Genomic DNA, 18,691 nt, shown 5'->3' on the forward strand with positions numbered 1-18,691 from the left:
TCACTCCTCGATCGGCTCCGGCGGGTTGGCGTTGCGGCCTTTACCGAAGGTGTAGCCGGTTTCCACCGCCTTCTTGCCGAACTTGTCGCGCAGCGTATCGATGGCGCTTTCGGCCATGGCGCGCTTGCGCGAGCCGACGTCGACGAGATCGGGCGGATCGGCCTTCTCGTCATCCGAGAGATCGCTGACACCGATGCCGAGCAGCCGGTACTTTGTCCCGTCCGCCTCCTTGCGCAACAGCTCGAGCCCGGTCTGGAAAATGCGGTCGGCCAGCCGGGTCGGGTCGCCGAGCTGGCGGTTGCGGGTACGCAGCTTGAAATCCTGCGTCTTCAGCTTCAGCACCACGGTGCGCCCGGCAATGCCTGACTTCTTCAGCCGCGCCGAGACCTTTTCCGACAATCCCCTCAGCACTGGAACCAGTTCGCCCATTTCAGCTATGTCGGTGTCGAAAGTGGTTTCGGCCGACACACTTTTCGCATCCTGGTCGGGATCGACACGGCGGTCGTCCTGGCCGCGCGAGAGATGGTAGAGCCGGGTGCCCATCACGCCATAGCGGCGCATAAGATCGGCGCGCTCCATGCGCTGCAACTGGGCGATGCTGCGGATGCCGTCGCGTTCGAGCGTTGCGGCAAAAGCCTTGCCGACGCCCCAGATCAACGTCACTGGCTGTTCGGCCAGGAAACCCAGCGCCTCGGCTTCGCCGATCACCGAAAAGCCGCGCGGCTTGCGGAAATCGGAGGCAACCTTGGCCAGGAACTTGCAGTAGGAAAGGCCGGCCGAAACGGTGATGCCGATTTCCTTTTCGACGGTCTGCGCAAAGCGCGCCAGCACCACCGCCGGCGGCATGCCGTGCAGGCGCTCGGTGCCGGCAAGGTCGAGAAACGCCTCATCGATGGAGAGCGGTTCGACCAGCGGCGTGAGCGCCTGCATCAAGGCGCGGACATCGCGGCCGACGCGGACGTATTTCTCCATATTGGGCGGGATGACGACCGCTTCCGGACAGGCTTCGAGCGCCTTGAACATCGGCATTGCCGAGCGCACCCCCTGGATGCGGGCGATGTAGCAGGCGGTGGAAACGACGCCGCGCTTGCCGCCGCCGATGATCAGCGGCTTGTCCTTCAGCGCCGGATTGTCGCGCTTTTCGATCGCCGCATAGAAGGCGTCGCAATCGATATGCGCCAGATGCAGCTGGTAGAGCTCGGGATGGCGGGTGAGTCGAGGGCTGCCGCAACGCTCACAGCGCCTGGTATCGCTGCGCTGAAAGGTCAGGCAGTCGCGGCAAAAACCGTGCTCGGGATTGTTGACAGGGGCCGCCATCGCTGCGAACATAAAGAGAACAGATGCAATGGTACGTCAGGACGGAAGCCGCCACAAGCGGTTAGCCGGGAGAGAACTCATGAGCACCACCATAGCGCCGCTGGCGCCTGACCTATGGGCGGATTTCGAGGATCTTTTCGGCAAGCAGGGCGCCTGTTACGGCTGCTGGTGCACGCATTTCCGGATGGCGCCGGCGGTCCGACGGGCCAGCGACAAGCAGCGCAACAAGGATCATATCAAGGCGCGTATCGAGGCCGGGCCGCCGCCGGGGCTTTTGGCCTTCGAGGACGGCCAGGCGGTCGGCTGGATGCAGATCGGTCCACGCGCCGACGTGCCCGAATGGAACAATCGGGGCCGGGGCTCGGCGCCGGTCGATCCAACCGACGCCGTAGATCCCGGCGTCTGGGCCATCTCCTGCTTCTTCATCCGCGCCAGCGCGCGCGGCCGGGGCGTCAGCCACCGCCTGGTCGAGGGCGGCATCGCTTTTGCCCGCCAGAACAAGGCGCGGCTGGTCGAGGCGTGTCCGATCGACGTGTCGCGCGATTCGCGTTCGATCGGGCTGTTCGTCGGCTCGTCGCGTGTGTTTGAAAAGGCCGGCTTCGAGCGGCTTGTCGAACGCAAGGCCGGACGGCCGCTGATGCGGCTGGTGTTGTAGTCAATTACCCGTCGGCGTTTGTTGATGTCCTGTGGAAGCTGTAGGTTGGTGTCATAGCAGACGAACGAAGCGTTCCTTTTTGGTCAAATGGAGAATTTTGTGAACCGTGTCTTGCCGCTTGCTTTCCTTCTCGCCCTCAGCGCTCCTGCCTTTGGCCAGGCTGTCGATGCCCAAGGTGCCAAGCAACTTTCCGATGAGCTCTCTCGCTATGTCGGCAAACAGGCGCTCAATGAAGGCATTTTGAAGATCTCAGCCGAGGAGGGTGCCTACAAGATCACCTTCGATGTGAAGGCGCTTGTGGCGAAGATGCCGAAGCAGGATCTGAAGCGGTTCGATTTCCCGCCCGTCACGCTGCGGGTCAAACCGCGCAGCGACGGAGGCTGGGATGTCGCCTCGGATTTCTCTACGACTGGGTCCATCGAGGTAAATGGCCCAAATGGCCTGAACACCGGGCAAATCGTTGTCAAGGATGGCAAGTTCACGGGCGTCTATGACCCGGAACTGGCGGCATTTACCAGCGGCACCAGTTCGATTGCGGGCATGACGATGACGTCGCGCCAAGTCAGTCAATTGACCGATTTGAGCGTGGGGCTGGGCTCTTCCAAAATTGACGCCAGGAAGTCGGCCAACGGCGGCGTCGATCTTAATTTCACACAGGCGATGGCGGACTTCGTCGAAACGGTCAAAATCGATGACCGGTCAATCGCAGCGCTCCGGGCACCGGAGCTCGCTGTGAACGTGACCGCTAAGGCCATTCAGACCAAGCCGCTTCTGGATCTTTTGGCGTTCGCCGTCGCCCATGAGGACGAGGCCCGGCTGAAGGCCGATCAAGCAGAGTTCAAAACGCTTCTGCTCGGTGCGCTGCCGCTATGGGAACGGATCGATGGGACCTACGCATTCAAAAACCTTGCCATTGAAACATATGCCGGCAATTTCGGCGCGGCGCAGCTGAACACCGTTGTCGGCATGGACGGCATCAGCAAGGACGGCAAGATCAGCTACGCATTCAAGGTTTCCGGCCTGACAATACCGCAGCAGATGCTGCCCAGTTGGACCGTTGCGTTGCTGCCGACGGATCTCGACCTGAATTTCGGCGGCGCCAACATCGATCTCGACAGTATGGCCAGGAAAACCATCGACACCCTCGATTTCAGCAAGGATCCACCGCTGCCGCCAGATTTCGGCGACGAGATTTCCGCCAATTTCCTGGCCAAGATACCAAAATTCGTTCTCGGGCACAGCACGGTGAAGAACGGCGACATCGAGGTCGCCATGGAGGGCGAAATGACGTTCCCCGGCAAGAAGCCGGATGCGAGCGTGACCGTCAACGTAACCGGCTACGACAAGATCGTTGAAACCTTGCAGGCGGCGGCTAAATCTGACCCGGAGGCCTCGCAGGCTTTCACAGGGGCGCTTGCGATTAAGGGATTCGCCAAGACGCTGCCGGACGGCCGTATCGAATGGGTGATCAACGCCAGGCATGATGGGTCGGTGACGGTCAACGGCGCGATGCTGAAGGGGCCTGATCCGGTCGGGGAAGACAACGCCGATCCGGATGCGATCCCTGGGACAGCAACGAAGCCTTGAGCACTGACCTCGGGGGCGGCTAACTCAGAGTCCCAGCGCGCTAGCAATCTTTGGCGCGGCCTCGTGCCAGTCCTCGACGGAGATGATGTCGTCCGGCACCGGCGGCAGGAAGGCGCGCAGCGAATTGTCGGCCATCAGGTGGAAGAGATGGGCGTCGGCAACCGAGTTGCGTGCCGAGATGAGGTTGGCGGGCTGGTCGTCGACAAAGGCTACCGGCCGGCCTCTGCTACCACGCAATTTGGCCACCGCTGGTCCCTTGGCCATTTCGGTGGTCAATAGCGGATAGGGCAGACCGAGCGCATCGAGATGGGCGCGGCGGGCGGCGCGATGCCGGTGCGGCATGGCGGTCAAAAGGACGATCTCGACGCGGTCGCTGAGGCTGGCAAGCGCTTGTTCGGCACCGTCGGTAACGCTCTGCCAGTCGGCCTGCGTATCGAAGAAATCTCCGAGAAGTGCCGTCACCTCCGGCTGTTCGATCAGCCGGCCGCTCGCCGTTTCGGCAATGTTGCCGGTGAGGCGGAAGGAGGCCAGCGTCAGGCCGAAGCCGCGCGATTTCAGGAAATGCGGAAACGGCCGGATGAATTCGAGCACAACATCGTCGACATCGAGGATCAGCAGAGGCCGGTCGTCGGCTGCAAGTTCGGCGATCTGGCGTGCCGTCTCGGGATCGTCGCTCATATCGAATGCTCATGGTCGTCGCCGCCAAGAGGCAGCGCGCGCAACGCCTTGCCGACTGAGGCCGGCGGAGTGTCGGTTTCCTCAGCAAAGCGCAGCAAGGTCGGCTCGTGGGCGAGGATGAACTGCAGCACGCCGGCAAGGAATCCCGGTTCGGCCGCGGCGCGGCGGATGGCGGACGCCTCGATGCCGGTGATGGCCAGGAAGCGCGGCAGGAGTTCGGGGTCGGCGGCGACGAAGCCCAGTGCCTTCACGGCAATGGTTTCCGCTTCCTCGCGCATTGACGCTGCGTTTGCCATCACTACTTTCTCGTTGCGGAAATGAGTCTCTTTTCCGCAGTAATCGCAAGCGTCGCCTGCGGCAAGCCACAGCCCCGATCCAATGTGGTTTTCGAGGTGGAATCCGAATGGCTTTTGCCGCTTCGGGTTTGCATTTCGTCAATCATATTGCCTTAAGAGTGAGCGAGGGTTTGGTGTGCTTCGACAAAGGCGCATAGCGGCAGGGCTTCGGGCAGAAGCCTGGCCGGGACGGGAAATCGATGCCTAAGAAGGTCATGATCGTCGAGGACAACGAGCTCAATATGAAGCTCTTTCGCGACCTCATCGAAGCCAGCGGTTATGAAACGGTGCGCACGCGCAACGGGCTCGAGGCGCTCGATCTGGCGCGCCAGCACAGGCCCGACCTGATCCTGATGGACATCCAGCTGCCCGAAGTGTCGGGGCTGGAAGTGACGAAATGGCTGAAGGAGGACGACGACCTCCATTCCATTCCGGTCATCGCCGTCACCGCCTTCGCCATGAAGGGCGACGAGGAACGCATTCGCCAGGGCGGTTGCGAGGCCTACATCTCCAAGCCGATCTCGGTGCCGCGTTTCATCGAGACCATCAAATCCTATCTCGGTGATGCCTGATGCCTTCAGCCGGAGCCTTGTGACATGACCGCGCGGATCCTCGTCGTCGACGACATCCCTGCCAATGTCAAACTTCTCGAGGTTCGGCTGCTGGCCGAATATTTCGAGGTGTTGACGGCCTCCAACGGGCCGGACGCGATCGAGGCCTGCGAAAACGGCAAGGTCGATGTCGTGCTGCTCGACGTGATGATGCCCGGCATGGACGGGTTCGAGGTCTGCAAGCGGCTGAAAAGCGATCCGGCGACCGCGCATATACCGGTGGTCATGGTGACCGCGCTGGGCCATGTTGCCGACCGGGTGCGCGGCCTCGAGGCAGGCGCCGACGACTTTCTCACCAAGCCGGTCAACGATCTGCAACTGATGACGCGGGTGAAGAGCCTGGTCAGGCTGAAGTCGCTGACCGACGAGCTGCGGCTGCGCGCATCGACCACCCGCAACATCGGCATCGAGGCGCTGTTGAGCCGCAGCTTCGCGTCGGAGGACGCCACGCCGAAGGTGCTGTTGATCGACGAGCGCAAATCGTCGGTTGAGCGCATCCAGAACATGCTGCGCGGCAGCGCCGAGCTCGACATTGCCACCGATCCGCATGCCGGCTTCTTCCAGGCCGCCGAGGCGCCCTATGAGTGCGTGCTGATCTCGACCGGTTTTACCGATTTCGATCCGCTGCGGTTGTGTTCGCAATTGCGTTCGCTCGACCGCACCCGCTTCCTGCCGATCATCCTGATTGCCGACGAAGGCGAGGAGGGCCGCATCATCAGAGGCCTCGAACTCGGCATCAACGACTATCTGATGCGGCCGATCGACCAGCAGGAGCTGACGGCGCGGCTGCGCACGCAGGTGCGCCGCAAGCGCTACAATGACCAGCTGCGCGCCAGCGTCACCCAGACCATAGAGATGGCGGTGACCGACGCATTGACCGGGCTGCACAACCGCCGCTACCTCGACAGCCATTTGCAGACGCTGTTCGACCGCGCCGTGGCGCGGCGGCGGCCTCTGTCTGTGATGATCACCGATCTGGACCGCTTCAAGACCGTCAATGACTCGCATGGCCATGATGGCGGCGACGATGTGTTGCGCGAGTTCGCAAGGCGGCTGCGCAAGAACGTCAGGGGCATCGACCTTGCCTGCCGCTTCGGCGGCGAGGAATTCGTCGTTGTGATGCCGGACACGGACGGCGCGGTGGCGGAGAAGGTTGCCGAGCGCATTCGCGCCGAAATCGCCCAGCTGCCCTTTGCCATCGGCCCTGAAGGCAAGGCGATCGAAGTCACGGTCAGCGTCGGCGTGTCATCGGTTCTGAAGGGCGCGGACACGGTCGCGGCGTTGATGAAACGTGCCGACGTGGCGCTCTACGAAGCCAAAAGTGGCGGCCGCAACCGGGTCGTCGCCAAGGCAGCGTAGGCTAGGCCACCGATTATGCAGTCAATCGGACAGGGTTAGGAATTTACCTTAATCCAAGCGATTCGGCAGGCTTGGTTAAGAAACTATTGATTTTCAAACATTGTTGCGCAAATGTGCGGTGCAAGAACAAGGGCGATGCGGGCACGAGGGTAGACAGCCGCATCGCTTCGCCGAATACCCCATGATGCTCAGGTCCGCCGCATCTCCTGGGTCCGTGGGGTCGGCCGGCCGGCGCTGGCACATAGTGGCCTCCTCGTACCGCTGCCATACGCCGACCGGCCCCCTTTTTTGCCAAAAAATGAGATGAGCACTTCGCGCCAAACAGCGGAGGGTTCTGGCTTTTCGGGGCCTTGAATCAAAAACGCCGCCCGAAGGGGCGGCGCTTTTGACAGAGCGTATGAAAACCAGATTACTTGATCTTGGTTTCCTTGAACTCGACATGCTTCTTGGCGACCGGGTCGTATTTGCGGAACGACAGCTTGTCGGTCTTGGTACGGCTGTTCTTGCTGGTCACGTAGAAGAAACCGGTGTCGGCGGTCGACAGAAGCTTGATCTTGATGTTTGCGGCTTTGGCCATTGTATCAGTCCGTTATGTTCGTGGGGTTTTGGCCGCTGGAGCGGGGGAAAACACCCGGACGCGGGAAACTTGGCGCGACACATAAAGAACGTGCCCGGAAAGTCAAGCCCGGCGCGGCCGCCGTGTCGTAAGCACATGAGTTGTCCGGATTAGGTAGCACATGAGTTGTCCGGTTTTATCACCGGCTCGATGGAGGCTGAGGCTCAGGGCGTTCGAATCTCGAAAACCAAGCAATTGGCTTTTCGTCCGCTACGAGGCCGCTTCTCACCCCACAAGGAGAGAAGGTAAGGTCGCTGTTGCTCGCCCTCAGCGGGGCCGGATTTCTAGGCTTCTTCCTTAACTGGAAGCGCTTTTTTCCAGTCCCCGGTGGTGTTCCACCAGCGATTCGGATTGGCGCGGTCGTCCAGGCCCTTGGAGCGGCTGGCGAGGATCGGCTGGATGCGGATCACCGGCTCCTGGTAGGAATGCGCCTGGAAAATCGCCTCGACGACGCGGGCGGCGAGCACCTGGTCGTCGGGCAACTCGAACGAGACCTCGACGGTGCGGGGGCGGCGGCGCAGTTCGGTTTCGACGCCGGCGGCTGCACCTTCCAGCGGTCGGTAGCGTTCGATGCCGTGCGCCGTTTGATAGGCGTTGCGGTCGTATTTGCCCATTGCCAGCGGCGCGATCGCGACCACGGCGTCCATGATGCGGTCGACATCGGTTGCCGGGGCCTGGAAGCTGACAAGCAGCAGAAGCGTCATGCGCAGAGATGTGGTTTCAAAGCCGCTGTCGATCATCACCGTATCCTCAAACTCGGGTTTTTTGGGACACCCTTTTAGCTGAGGTCTCCTGACACGGTTCTGTCAGCAGCGGCGACATCCCGTCAGGATTGCGCAGGCTGGCGACGGACAGGCTACCAGATCTTGCGGACCAGCCTGGCGCTGACCAAGGCGATATAGGCGGCAAAGAACAGGCCGAGCGACCAGCCGAAGCCGGAGGGCCCGAAGGCATCCATGCCGATGCCGATCGCCTGCGGGCCAAGCACCATGCCGACGCCGTAGCAGAGCACGAAGGCGGCATTGGCCGAGGCCAGTTCATGGCCGGAGAGCTGCGAGCCCAGATGGGCAAGGCCGATCGTGTACATGGCGGCCACCACGCCGCCCCAGACAAACAGAAGCGCCGCCATCAGGTGCCAATTGCCGGCGAAGAACGGCATGAAGATGGTGCCGGCAAGTCCGACCGTGGCACAGGCCAAAAGCAGATAGCGGCGGTCTGAGACGCGGTCGCTGATCATGCCGATAGGGATCTGCAACAGCACGTTGCCGAGGCCGATCATGGTGAGCAGGAGGGCTGCATCCGCCTCGGAATAGCCGATGCGGTTGCCATAGACGGGGAACAGCGCAAAGCCGCCGGTCTCGACGGCGCCGAACACCAGCACGGCGGCGGTCGCTGTCGGCACCAGCCAGATGTAGCGCAGGAAGTTGCTGGTTTCGCCGTCAACCACGATTGTGGGACTTTCATTCCGTGCGGCCAGCACCGGGATTGCGGCCAGCGCGACCAGGACGATGATGACGCCAAACGGCAAGAAGCCGGTGCTGCCGATATGGGCGAAGATCCATGGCCCGGCGGCGAAGCCGAGCGACAGCACTGTGGCGTAGATGCCGAGCACCAGGCCGCGCCGGCGCGGCGGCGCCGAGGTGCTGATCCAGAATTCCGACAGGATGAACAGCACCGTCAGCGCGATGTGCAGCACGACGCGTAGTGGGAACCACATCCAGAAGTCCGGCGCGAAGTGGAAGCCGACAAAGGCGAGCGCGCCGGCGGCGATCATGGCGATCATCGTCCAGGCGACGCCGAAGCGCATCGCCAGCGGCGTGGCCAGCGGGGCGCCGGCGATCGAGGCAAGGCCGGCGACCGCGGTGTTGAGGCCGATCATCGATGCCGAGTGGCCGCGGCTCTCGAGAATAACGCTGAGCAGCGGCATGCCGAGGCCTATGGCGATGCCGACGACGCTGATCGACGAGATCGCGGCGATCATCGGTAGCCAATGTACGCGCTCGTCGCCCTCTTGCTGGGTATCGACCGTCATGTGATGCCTGAATACTCTGTCTGTTTGATATTGCGTAATTCCGGACGGAAAACCGCGTCACACTTTTCCTGGAATTGCTCTAAAGAATTTCGCGAACGAAGCGGTTGCGGATAAGCCGGTAGAACGGCACGGACCCACCGGGTCGCAGGCGCGGATCGCCGGCAAGCCGCGTCTCCAGCTCCTGCAAGATCGTTCGGGTGATGTCGGGGATATCGGCCTCTCTGGCCTTGGCAAGCGGCAGCCAGACCAGTTCTTCCAGCTCATTGGTCGGGCCGCCACCCGGCAGTTCCACGGCGACATCGCTGCGCCAGGCGCTGAAGAAGCGGGTGTCGAAACGACGCACGCGATTGGGCGGGGTGATGGCGCGGGCGATGAAGCGCAGCGGCGCCAGCGAAGGCTGGACGCCGTGCTCGACAAAGCCCTGCCAGTCGCGCTTGTCGGTTGCGAACGAGCCTTTGCGGCCGATGAGCAGGCCGGCTTCCTCATAAGTCTCGCGGATGGCCGAGAGCGCGATGGCACGGGCCCGCGACGGGCTGATGCGGCCGACGCCGGCGGTCAGCCTGGCTTCTTCCTCCGGGAGCAATGGGGTGGCAACGGCTATGCGGCTGTCGGCCGAATCGGTGCGGCCGCCGGGAAAGACGAACTTGCCGGGCATGAAGGCGTGGCCTGCATGGCGCCGGCCCATCAGCACCAGAATCTCGTCGCCCTCGCGGTCGAGCAGGATCAGGGTGGCGGCATCGCGCGGGCGTATGGGCAGGCCGCTGTGGGCGGCTGCGCCACGGTCCATCCTGCTGACTTCCGCCTTGGTCATACCTTCCATGCGCAGGACCTAGCGGAAACTTCTGGCAAACGAAAGTGGCCTTTCACGGTCGGCATGTTGCGCCAGGCGACATTGCCCTGACGCAAACTAGGTTCCGGGATGCGGCTCGGTGCCGTCTTTTTCGCCGCCGAAGCCGTGCATATAGAGCGCCCATTGCAGTCCGATGACGGCGCCCTTGACCGGTTGCAGCAGAGCGACCGACAGCACGATGGTCAACGGCACCCAAATGGCGATGTGCTGCCACATGGAGAGCGTCGAGGTCGCCTCAACGCCCATGAAGGCGCCGAGAACGATGTGGCCGACAATGACGATGACGAGATAAGCGGGCAGGTCGTCGGCGCGGTGGTGGTGGAACTCCTCACCGCACACGGCGCATTTGTCGACACTTTTGGTGAAGCCGGCGAACAACCTGCCTTCGCCGCAATGCGGGCAGCGGCCAAGGGCGCCGCGCTTCATCGCCGTCCACAGCGGGCGGGCGACTCGGCCCGAATGATGTTCGCCGCCGAAAACCTGCTTCTGGATTCCCATTTCGCTTGCCATTATCGTCTCCTGCCGCGCGACCCCGGGCGCGATTGCGACGCGCGGGCGCGGCCTTTTGCCTTGTGAAACGACCGTTTGGAGCCGGGCAGGGGCTTCGGGTCGGTCAGCATCTCGAAACGCATCGCGCCGGCCATAGGCGCCACCTCGATCAGGCGAACCTCGACGCGGTCGGCAAGCTGATAGCCCTTGCCGGTGCGTTCTCCGAACAGCGATCGCGCGGTTTCGTCATATATATAGTAATCGCCATCCAGACTTGACACCGGGATGAAGCCATCTGCGCCAAACTGCGGCAATTGGACAAATAGTCCCGATTTGGTGACGCCCGAAATGCGGGCGTCGAACCGGTCGTCGATGCGCTCGGCGAGGTAGGCAGCGATCAGCCGGTCGACGGTGTCGCGCTCGGCCGCCATGGCGCGGCGCTCGGTGCCGGAGATCAGCACCGCGACGTCTTCCAGCCGCGTCTCTTCGTCCTGCGTCAGCCCGCCAGGGCCGAGCCCAAGTGCGGCAATCAGCCCGCGATGCACGATCAGATCGGCATAGCGGCGGATCGGCGAGGTGAAATGCGCGTAGCGCTTCAGGTTGAGGCCGAAATGGCCGATGTTCTTGGGCGAATATTCGGCCTGACTCTGCGAGCGCAGCACCACTTCGTTGACCAGCCCCTCATTGTCGGCGCCACGCACGCGCTCGAGAATGCCGTTGAACTGGGCGGGCCGCATCTGCGCGCCACGCGCCAGCGACAGGCCGAGCGTCTGCAGGAACTCGCGCAGCGATTCCTGCTTGGCCAGCGACGGCGCATCGTGGACGCGGTAGACCAGCGCCTGCTTCTTCGCTTCCAGCGTTTCGGCGGCGGCGACATTGGCCTGGATCATGAATTCTTCGATCAGCTTGTGGGCGTCGAGCCGCTCCGGGACGATGACGCGGTCGACGGTGCCGTCCGGCTTGAGCAGGATCTTGCGCTCCGGCAGATCAAGCTCGAGCGGCTGGCGGCCATCGCGGCCGCGCTTGAGGATGGCGTAGGCGTCCCACAGCGGCTTCAGCACCGTATCGAGGATCGGGCCGGTCTTGTCGTCAGGAAGGCCGTCTATCGCGGCCTGGGCCTGCGGATAGGCGAGCTTTGCCGCCGATTTCATCATGACGCGGTGGAAGGTGTGACGCAGCTTGCGGCCATCGGCGGCAAAAATCATGCGCACGGCAAGCGCGGGACGGTCCTGGCCTTCGCGCAGCGAGCACAGGTCGTTGGAGATGCGCTCTGGCAGCATCGGCACGACGCGGTCGGGGAAATAGACAGAATTGCCGCGTTTCAGCGCCTCGCGATCGAGTGCGGTGCCATAGCGGACATAGGCTGCAACATCGGCGATCGCCACCGTGGCGATCACGCCGCCGGGGTTCTTCTCGTCGAGGTCGGGCGTGGCGAAGACGGCGTCGTCATGGTCCTTGGCGTCGGCCGGGTCGATGGTCACCAGCGGCAGGTCGCGCCAGTCCTCGCGGTGAGCAAGCGTCGCCGGTTTTACCGCCTCGGATTCGGCGATGACGTCGGCCGGGAAGATATGCGGAATGTCGTGCGCGTGGATGGCGATCATCGAGACCGCCTTTTCGCTGGTCAGCGAGCCCAGCACCGCCAGCACTTTTGCGCGCGGCAAACCATACCGGGAGGCCCGCGCGGGCTCGACCTCGACAAGGTCGCCGTTCCTGGCGCCGTTCTGGAATTCCTTGTCGACGATCAGTTCGGGCTGGCGACGTTCGACCGGCTCGATGCGGAAGGTGCCGTCCCTCAGGATCCGGAAGACGCCCAGCACGGCATCTGTCCGCTTCTCGAAAATCTTCATTACGCGGCCCGTATAGGCAGGCCCGGTCGCCTCGTCGGTCGGGAAGGTCTTGGCCAGCACACGGTCGCCAATGCCAGGCTGCGGGCCATTGCCGCCGCGGGAGACGCGGATCGAGATCACCGGCGGTTCGCCGGTGCCGACGGCCTCCGCCGGATGCGCCAGCAGAATACCGTCGCCGTCGCGGCCGAAAATGTCGAGCACGGCGACATGGGGCAGGGCGCCGACACGGGCCAGCCGCTTGCGCTCCTTGGTCAGGATGCCTTCGTCCTGCAGGTCGCGCAGAATGTCCTTCAGCCAGATGCGGTCGTCGCCGCGCAAGGCAAACGCCTTTGCGATGTCGCGTTTTCCCGCGCGGTCGGGGTTCTCGGCGATGTAGCGCAGGATTTCGTCACGCGAGGGCCTGTAGTCGTCCTTGACTTTGGCCCTCGTGTCGGCGGTGCGCGGATCGCCGTGGCTTCTACCGGTGATCCTGCGCGCCACGCTGCTATCCCTTTTTCTTCGCCGCCGGCTTCTTGGTCGCCGACTTCTTGGCTGTGGTTTTCTTGCCAGTGGTTGTTTTGGCAGTGGTTTTCTTGGCTGTGGGGGCCCTGGCGGCTGCCGCCTTGCGGAACGGCTTCTTGCCGCCGCCCTTGGCTTCCTTCTCGGCAATCAGCGCCACCGCGTCCTCGACGGTCACCGACTGCGGATCCTTGCCCTTGGGCAGTGTCGCGTTGACCTTGCCGTAGTTGACATAGGGCCCGTATTTGCCATCGCGCACGACGATCTTGCCGCCGCCATCGGGATGGTCGCCGAGTTCCTTCAGCGCCGCCGCAGTGCCGCCATTGCGGCCGCCCTTGCCCTTCAGCTGCTTCTCGGCGATCACGGTGACAGCGCGGTTGAGGCCGATCGAGAACACATCCTCTATGCTGTCGACATTGGCATAGGTGCCATCATGCAAAACGAATGGACCATAGCGGCCAAGCCCGGCGGAGATCATCTTGCCGGATTCAGGATGCTTGCCGATATCGCGCGGCAGCGACAGCAGCGCCAAGGCCTTTTCATGGTCGATCGAGTCGGGCGTCCAGCCCTTGGGCAGGCTGGACCGCTTGGCTTCCTTGCCGTCGCCGCGCTGGATATAAGGACCGAAGCGGCCTGAGCGCAGCGTGATTTCCTCTGCCGTGTAGGGATCGTTGCCGAGCACCTTGGTGCCGTCCTCGCCGCCGCCATTCTCGCCATTCGGGTTGGCGGCATCGCCGAGCTGGCGGGTAAAGGAACATTCCGGATAATTGGAGCAGCCGACGAAGGCGCCGAACTTGCCGAGTTTCAGCGACAGATTGCCGGAGCCGCATTTTGGGCAAATGCGGGGATTCGAGCCATCCTCCCGCGCGGGGAACACCAGCGGCGCCAGTTCCTCGTTCAGCGCATCGAGCACGTCGGTAACGCGCAGTTCCTTGATGTCGGCGACGGCGCCGGAAAAATCTTTCCAGAAGTCGCGCAGCACGTCCTTCCAGGCGAGCTTGCCGTCGGAAATCTCGTCAAGTTTTTCCTCGAGTGAGGCCGTGAAGTCATATTCGACATAGCGCTCGAAGAAGCTTTCGAGGAAAGCCGACAGCAGCCGGCCCTTGGCCTGCGGCACCAGCCGGCGCTTGTCGATGGTGACGTAGTCACGGTCTTCCAACGTCTTCAGGATCGCGGTGTAGGTCGACGGACGGCCGATGCCGAGCTCTTCCAGCTTCTTGATCAGCGACGCCTCGGAGTAGCGCGGCGGCGGCTCGGTGGTGTGCTGGGTGGCATTGATCGCCTGACGGGCCAGCTGCTCGCCGGCACGGATCTCGGGCAGACGACGGTTTTCCTCGTCTTCGGCGTCGTCGTCCTTCTGGTCGGTGTAGGCGGCGATGAAGCCGTCGAAGCGAACGACGGAACCGACGGCGCGAAGCTCCGCGGTGCGAGCGCCATTGACCGCCTCGATTTCGACCGTGGTACGCTCGATCTCGGCCGACTGCATCTGGCTGGCGATGGCGCGCTTCCAGATCAATTCGTAAAGCCGCAGCTGGTCGGAATCGAGATACTGCCTGACCGAAGCCGGCGTGCGCATGAAATCGGTCGGGCGGACCGCCTCGTGCGCTTCCTGGGCATTCTTGGCCTTGGCTGTGTACTGGCGCGGCTTTTCCGGGAGGTATCTTGGGCCGAATTCCTTGGCGATGGTGTCGCGGGCGGCGTCGATCGCCTCCGGCGCCATCTGCACGCCGTCGGTTCGCATATAGGTGATCAGGCCGGTGGTCTCGCCGCCGATCTCCATGCCTTCATAGAGGCGCTGCGCCACCTGCATGGTGCGCGTCGCCGAAAAGCCGAGGCCCGACGATGCCGCCTGCTGCAGCGTCGAAGTGGTGAAGGGCGGGCCAGGATTGCGCCGCGTCGGCTTGGCTTCCACCGACAGAGCCTTGAAGGTCGCGCCTTCGAGCATGCCCTTGATATCGTCGGCCTGCGCCTTGCTGGCGATGTCGAGCTTCTGCAGCTTCTTGCGCTCGAACGCGGTCAGCCGCGCCTCGAAGCTGTCGTTACGTGGCGTGCCGAGGAGGGCAGCGATCTGCCAGTATTCCTCGCGGACGAAACGTTCGATTTCGGATTCGCGGTCGCAGACCAGGCGCAGCGCCACCGACTGGACGCGGCCGGCGGAACGGGCGCCCGGCAATTTGCGCCACAGCACCGGCGACAGCGTGAAGCCGACGAGATAATCGAGTGCGCGGCGAGCCAGATAGGCATCGACCAATGGCGCATCGATCTGGCGCGGATTGGCCATCGCTTCCAGCACCGACGACTTGGTGATGGCATTGAAGACGACGCGGCTGACCGGCTTGTCCTTCAACACGCGCTTCTGCTTGAGCACCTCCAGCACGTGCCAGGAAATGGCTTCGCCCTCGCGATCCGGATCGGTGGCGAGGATCAGGCCATCGGCATCCTTGACCGCGTTGGCTATGTCGGTGAGACGCTTTCCGGACGCGGTGTCGACCGCCCAGGACATGGCGAAATCCTCGTCGGGACGCACCGAACCATCCTTGGCCGGCAGATCGCGGACATGGCCGAACGAGGCCAGAACCTTGAAGTTCTTGCCGAGATACTTGTTGATTGTCTTTGCCTTGGCCGGCGATTCGACGACGACGACGTCCATGAGGTCTCATATCAGCTGTGGGGCGGCAGAAGAATTCCGCTGCGTGACGCATTCAATTGGTCGCTCACATGGCCGCGCTTTTGCGATCGGTCAAGGGCAAGCGGCCAAAATGCGGAGGCGTGTGCCGCAATACACTCTTAGAGTGTATGGAGAAGATCACAAAATTTTTGTCTGGGACGGTTCGTGTTTCGAGCCACCGGGAAAGGCGCCGCGACCAGTTCGTGCTGCGCGTAAATGCCGAACTGGTCGCCGGGTCGCTTGGAGCCGGCGGCCAGCCGAGTCCCGCCGATGGGGTGCGGGATAGAGGTTCGGACGATCAGTCGGCCTTGACGATGTGCCAGACTTCGCCGACGCCGTCGCCCGTGATGTCACCGGCCTTCTTGTCCTTGATGAAGGTGTAGACCGGCTTGCCGTCATAGGCCCACATCTTGGTGCCGTCGGTGCGGTCGACGATGGTCCATTCGTCGTCCGCCTTAGCGCCGTCCTCGGCCTTCAGCGGCGGCCAGTTGGTGGCGCATTTGTCGTAGCAGTTGGTCTTGCCCTTCTCGTCCTTGTCATAGGTATAGAGCGTCATGCCATTGGCATCGGTGTAGATCTTGGTGCCACCGACTTCGGCTTCCTTCCACGCTTCGGCGGCGAAGGATGCGGCGGTGCTGAGCAGAAGGGCGGCCAGGCCGACGGTGATCGTTTTCATGGAAATCTCCCTGGTGATCCGACGAAGCGCGCAGAAATCGCGGCTTCGCTGTGTGAACGCTCGGCGAGGGACATTTCTTCCCCGGCTTGGTCAACTTGGGATTGGCCGCCAACAATTCGTCCGCCGGACCGTATCTGTAGCCAAATGCCACACGATGGTGATTGGCGAACACGGGTTTGCACCGCTATATCGGCGCCAGGGAATCTGGAGTTCTGGAATGCCATTGGACGTCGGCTATGTCAGCGCGGTCGGAGCGGGGGCGATCTCGTTCCTGTCGCCTTGCGTGCTGCCGCTGGTGCCTCCCTATCTCTGCTACATGGCCGGCGTGTCGGTCGACGATTTTCGCGGTGACGATGCCGGCGTCACGGCCAAGGCCGGCGCCCGCGGCGCGCTCATCTATTCCTCGCTCGCCTTCGTACTCGGTTTCTCCACCGTGTTCGTGGCGCTCGGCGCCGGCGCCTCGACCATCGGCCACTGGCTGCGCGTCTGGCAGGAGCCGCTGGCGATGGCTGCCGGGGTGCTGATCATCCTGATGGGGCTGAATTTCCTCGGCATCCTGCGCATCCCGCTTTTGTCGCGCGAGGCGCGCTTCCAGTCGCAGGGCAAGCCCGCCAGCATGGTCGCCGCCTATGTCATGGGGCTGGCCTTCGCCTTTGGCTGGACGCCGTGCATCGGCCCGGTGCTGGGGCCGATCCTGACCTTGGCCGGCGGCCGCGAGACGGTGGGCGAGGGCGCTCTTCTGCTTGCCGCCTATTCGCTTGGCCTCGGCATTCCGTTCCTGATTGCTGCCCTGTTCTCCGGCGCCTTCATGCGCTTCCTCGGCAAATTCCGCGTCCATCTCGGCCGCGTCGAAAAGGCGATCGGCGCGCTGCTGGTCGTCGCCGGGGTGTTCTTCCTCACCGGCGGCGTGCAGACGGTGTCCTACTGGCTGCTGGAGACCTTTCCGCTGCTGGGCCGGCTGGGGTAGAGATCCGCTGATCGAGAGTGAACTGCCTCATCACCTCACCGGAATTTAACCGCATTGGTGCAGCATGGCGCCAGATGCTACCACTCTGCGATTCCTGATCCCATTCATACGGTTGTCCTTCCATGAGCCAGAGATCCTGCTTGTCCGTCATTCTCGCCGCCGGTGAAGGCACGCGCATGAAGAGCGCGATGCCGAAGGTGCTGCACCAGATCGCCGGACTGCCGATGGTCGCCCATGTGGTGAAAGCGGCCGAGGCCGCCGGCGCCCGCAGCCAGGCGCTGGTGATCGGCCATGGCGCCGATGATATGCGCAAGGCGGCGGCGAAATTCGCGCCCAAGGCCGAGACCTTCGTGCAGGAGAAGCGGCTCGGCACTGCGCATGCCGTGCTGGCTGCGCGCGATGCGATATCAAAGGGTTATGACGATATTCTCGTGATGTTCGGCGACACGCCGCTGATCGATGCTGAAGCCCTAGTGGCCGCGCGGCAAAAGCTTGCCGATGGCGCGGCCGTCGTAGTGATCGGTTTCCGTCCGCCCAGCCCGACCGGCTATGGCCGGCTGATCGAAAAGGGCGGCAAGCTCACCGCCATCCGCGAGGAGAAGGACTGCTCCGCCGAGGAAAAGAAGATCGGCTTCTGCAATGCCGGCATGATGGCGGTGGCGGGCAAGCATGCGCTCGACCTGCTCGACCAGGTTGGCAACAAGAACGCCAAGGGCGAGTACTATCTCACCGACATCGTCGAGATCGCCAGTGCGAAAGGGCTCGATGTCCTCGCCACCGAAACGAGCTTCGAGAGCGCGCTCGGCATCAACAACCGGGCCGAGCTGGCGCAGGCGGAAGGCATCTGGCAGGTGCGCCGGCGCTACGAGGCCATGCTGTCGGGCGTAACGCTGATCGCGCCGGAGACGGTGTATTTCTCGCACGACACCGAAATCGGCGCCGACACGATCGTCGAGCCCAATGTCTGGTTCGGCCCGGGCGTGAAAATTGCAACCGGGGCCAAGATACACGCTTTCAGCCACATAGAGGGCGCCACCATCGCCTCCAATTGCGACGTCGGTCCGTTCGCGCGGCTCAGGCCTGGCGCCGATCTGAGGCAAAAGGCCAAGGTCGGCAATTTCTGCGAGGTCAAGCAGGCGGTCATCGAGGAGGGCGCCAAGGTCAATCATCTGACCTATATCGGCGATGCCCGTGTGGGCGCGGGGGCCAATATCGGCGCCGGCACCATCACCTGCAACTATGATGGTTATTCAAAGTTCTTCACCGATATCGGCGAGGGTGCCTTTGTCGGCTCGAACTCGTCGCTGGTGGCGCCGGTTTCCATAGGCAAGGGTGGCTACATCGCCTCGGGCAGCGTCATCACCGAAACCGTGCCGGACGATGCGCTGGCCTTCGGCCGCGCCCGCCAGAAGACCATTCCCGGCAAGGGCAAGGAATTGCGCGAGCGCTTTGCCTCGGCCGCTGCGGCGAAGAAAAAGGCCGGCACCGACCATTAACCGCCGAAGC

17 protein-coding genes are annotated in these 18,691 nt (G+C 63.2%); 6 read left to right on the forward strand and 11 right to left on the reverse strand.

Features of this window, described 5'->3' with window-relative positions:
- A complete protein-coding gene (locus NKK50_RS04260; RefSeq protein WP_023681577.1) occupies nucleotides 1–1,329 on the reverse strand; it encodes a DNA polymerase IV in 1,329 nt (442 codons plus the stop codon).
- A gap of 67 nt (nucleotides 1,330–1,396) precedes the next feature.
- Here NKK50_RS04260 and NKK50_RS04265 point away from each other — a divergent pair, with 67 nt between their 5' ends.
- A complete protein-coding gene (locus tag NKK50_RS04265; RefSeq protein ID WP_023681576.1) occupies nucleotides 1,397–1,972 on the forward strand; it encodes a GNAT family N-acetyltransferase in 576 nt (191 codons plus the stop codon).
- 99 nt (nucleotides 1,973–2,071) lie between these two features.
- Nucleotides 2,072–3,559, forward strand: coding sequence for a hypothetical protein (locus NKK50_RS04270; protein WP_023681575.1), 1,488 nt, complete (start codon nucleotides 2,072–2,074; stop codon nucleotides 3,557–3,559).
- A gap of 24 nt (nucleotides 3,560–3,583) precedes the next feature.
- On the opposite strand, the gene NKK50_RS04275 is transcribed toward NKK50_RS04270, so the two are convergent.
- Nucleotides 3,584–4,237: a hypothetical protein gene (locus NKK50_RS04275; RefSeq protein WP_023681574.1), complete on the reverse strand. Its 654-nt coding sequence runs from the start codon at nucleotides 4,235–4,237 to the stop codon at nucleotides 3,584–3,586.
- Entirely contained in the window at nucleotides 4,234–4,533 is a 300-nt protein-coding gene (locus tag NKK50_RS04280) for a DUF3572 domain-containing protein (RefSeq protein WP_023688310.1), read from the reverse strand. The genes NKK50_RS04275 and NKK50_RS04280 overlap by 4 nt, the downstream gene beginning before the upstream one ends.
- Nucleotides 4,534–4,772: 239 nt before the next feature.
- Between NKK50_RS04280 and NKK50_RS04285 the strand changes: the two genes are divergently transcribed.
- Both NKK50_RS04285 and NKK50_RS04290 read left to right on the forward strand, forming a co-directional pair.
- The gene (locus NKK50_RS04285) at nucleotides 4,773–5,144 is read left to right on the forward strand and encodes a response regulator (protein ID WP_023667574.1); all 372 of its coding nucleotides are present in this window, start codon (nucleotides 4,773–4,775) and stop codon (nucleotides 5,142–5,144) included.
- A gap of 24 nt (nucleotides 5,145–5,168) precedes the next feature.
- On the forward strand, nucleotides 5,169–6,542 hold the full coding sequence (locus tag NKK50_RS04290) for a PleD family two-component system response regulator (protein WP_023688311.1): 1,374 nt from the start codon (nucleotides 5,169–5,171) through the stop codon (nucleotides 6,540–6,542).
- A gap of 409 nt (nucleotides 6,543–6,951) precedes the next feature.
- Here the strand turns inward: NKK50_RS04290 and rpmG are convergent, their stop codons facing one another.
- From rpmG to NKK50_RS04330, 8 genes are all read right to left on the reverse strand, one after another.
- Entirely contained in the window at nucleotides 6,952–7,119 is a 168-nt protein-coding gene (rpmG, locus tag NKK50_RS04295) for a 50S ribosomal protein L33 (protein ID WP_006201775.1), read from the reverse strand.
- 323 nt (nucleotides 7,120–7,442) lie between these two features.
- The gene (locus NKK50_RS04300) at nucleotides 7,443–7,898 is read right to left on the reverse strand and encodes a YqfO family protein (RefSeq protein WP_352543126.1); all 456 of its coding nucleotides are present in this window, start codon (nucleotides 7,896–7,898) and stop codon (nucleotides 7,443–7,445) included.
- 116 nt (nucleotides 7,899–8,014) lie between these two features.
- On the reverse strand, nucleotides 8,015–9,190 hold the full coding sequence (locus NKK50_RS04305; protein ID WP_023681570.1) for an MFS transporter: 1,176 nt from the start codon (nucleotides 9,188–9,190) through the stop codon (nucleotides 8,015–8,017).
- Between the two features lie 79 nt (nucleotides 9,191–9,269).
- Nucleotides 9,270–10,010, reverse strand: coding sequence for an NUDIX hydrolase (locus NKK50_RS04310; protein ID WP_023710624.1), 741 nt, complete (start codon nucleotides 10,008–10,010; stop codon nucleotides 9,270–9,272).
- An 87-nt stretch (nucleotides 10,011–10,097) separates the two neighbouring features.
- The gene (locus tag NKK50_RS04315; RefSeq protein WP_031194788.1) at nucleotides 10,098–10,550 is read right to left on the reverse strand and encodes a DUF983 domain-containing protein; all 453 of its coding nucleotides are present in this window, start codon (nucleotides 10,548–10,550) and stop codon (nucleotides 10,098–10,100) included.
- A complete protein-coding gene (rnr, locus tag NKK50_RS04320; RefSeq protein WP_023815374.1) occupies nucleotides 10,550–12,856 on the reverse strand; it encodes a ribonuclease R in 2,307 nt (768 codons plus the stop codon). Before rnr ends, NKK50_RS04315 begins: the two co-directional genes overlap by 1 nt.
- A gap of 4 nt (nucleotides 12,857–12,860) precedes the next feature.
- Nucleotides 12,861–15,524 carry a type I DNA topoisomerase gene (topA, locus tag NKK50_RS04325; protein WP_023725728.1) on the reverse strand — a complete coding sequence of 888 codons (2,664 nt, stop codon included), beginning with the start codon at nucleotides 15,522–15,524 and terminating at the stop codon, nucleotides 12,861–12,863.
- 316 nt (nucleotides 15,525–15,840) lie between these two features.
- Entirely contained in the window at nucleotides 15,841–16,218 is a 378-nt protein-coding gene (locus NKK50_RS04330; RefSeq protein WP_023725729.1) for a COG4315 family predicted lipoprotein, read from the reverse strand.
- Between the two features lie 217 nt (nucleotides 16,219–16,435).
- Here NKK50_RS04330 and NKK50_RS04335 point away from each other — a divergent pair, with 217 nt between their 5' ends.
- Together NKK50_RS04335 and glmU are read left to right on the forward strand one after the other, a co-directional pair.
- Nucleotides 16,436–17,185, forward strand: a complete 750-nt coding sequence (locus NKK50_RS04335) for a cytochrome c biogenesis CcdA family protein (RefSeq protein WP_023725730.1) — start codon at nucleotides 16,436–16,438, stop codon at nucleotides 17,183–17,185.
- Nucleotides 17,186–17,307: 122 nt separating this feature from the next.
- Nucleotides 17,308–18,681, forward strand: a complete 1,374-nt coding sequence (gene glmU, locus NKK50_RS04340; RefSeq protein ID WP_352543127.1) for a bifunctional UDP-N-acetylglucosamine diphosphorylase/glucosamine-1-phosphate N-acetyltransferase GlmU — start codon at nucleotides 17,308–17,310, stop codon at nucleotides 18,679–18,681.
- Nucleotides 18,682–18,691: the final 10 nt, after the last annotated feature.

The sequence above is a fragment of the Mesorhizobium sp. M0001 genome, from assembly GCF_040324255.1.
GTDB lineage: Bacteria > Pseudomonadota > Alphaproteobacteria > Rhizobiales > Rhizobiaceae > Mesorhizobium.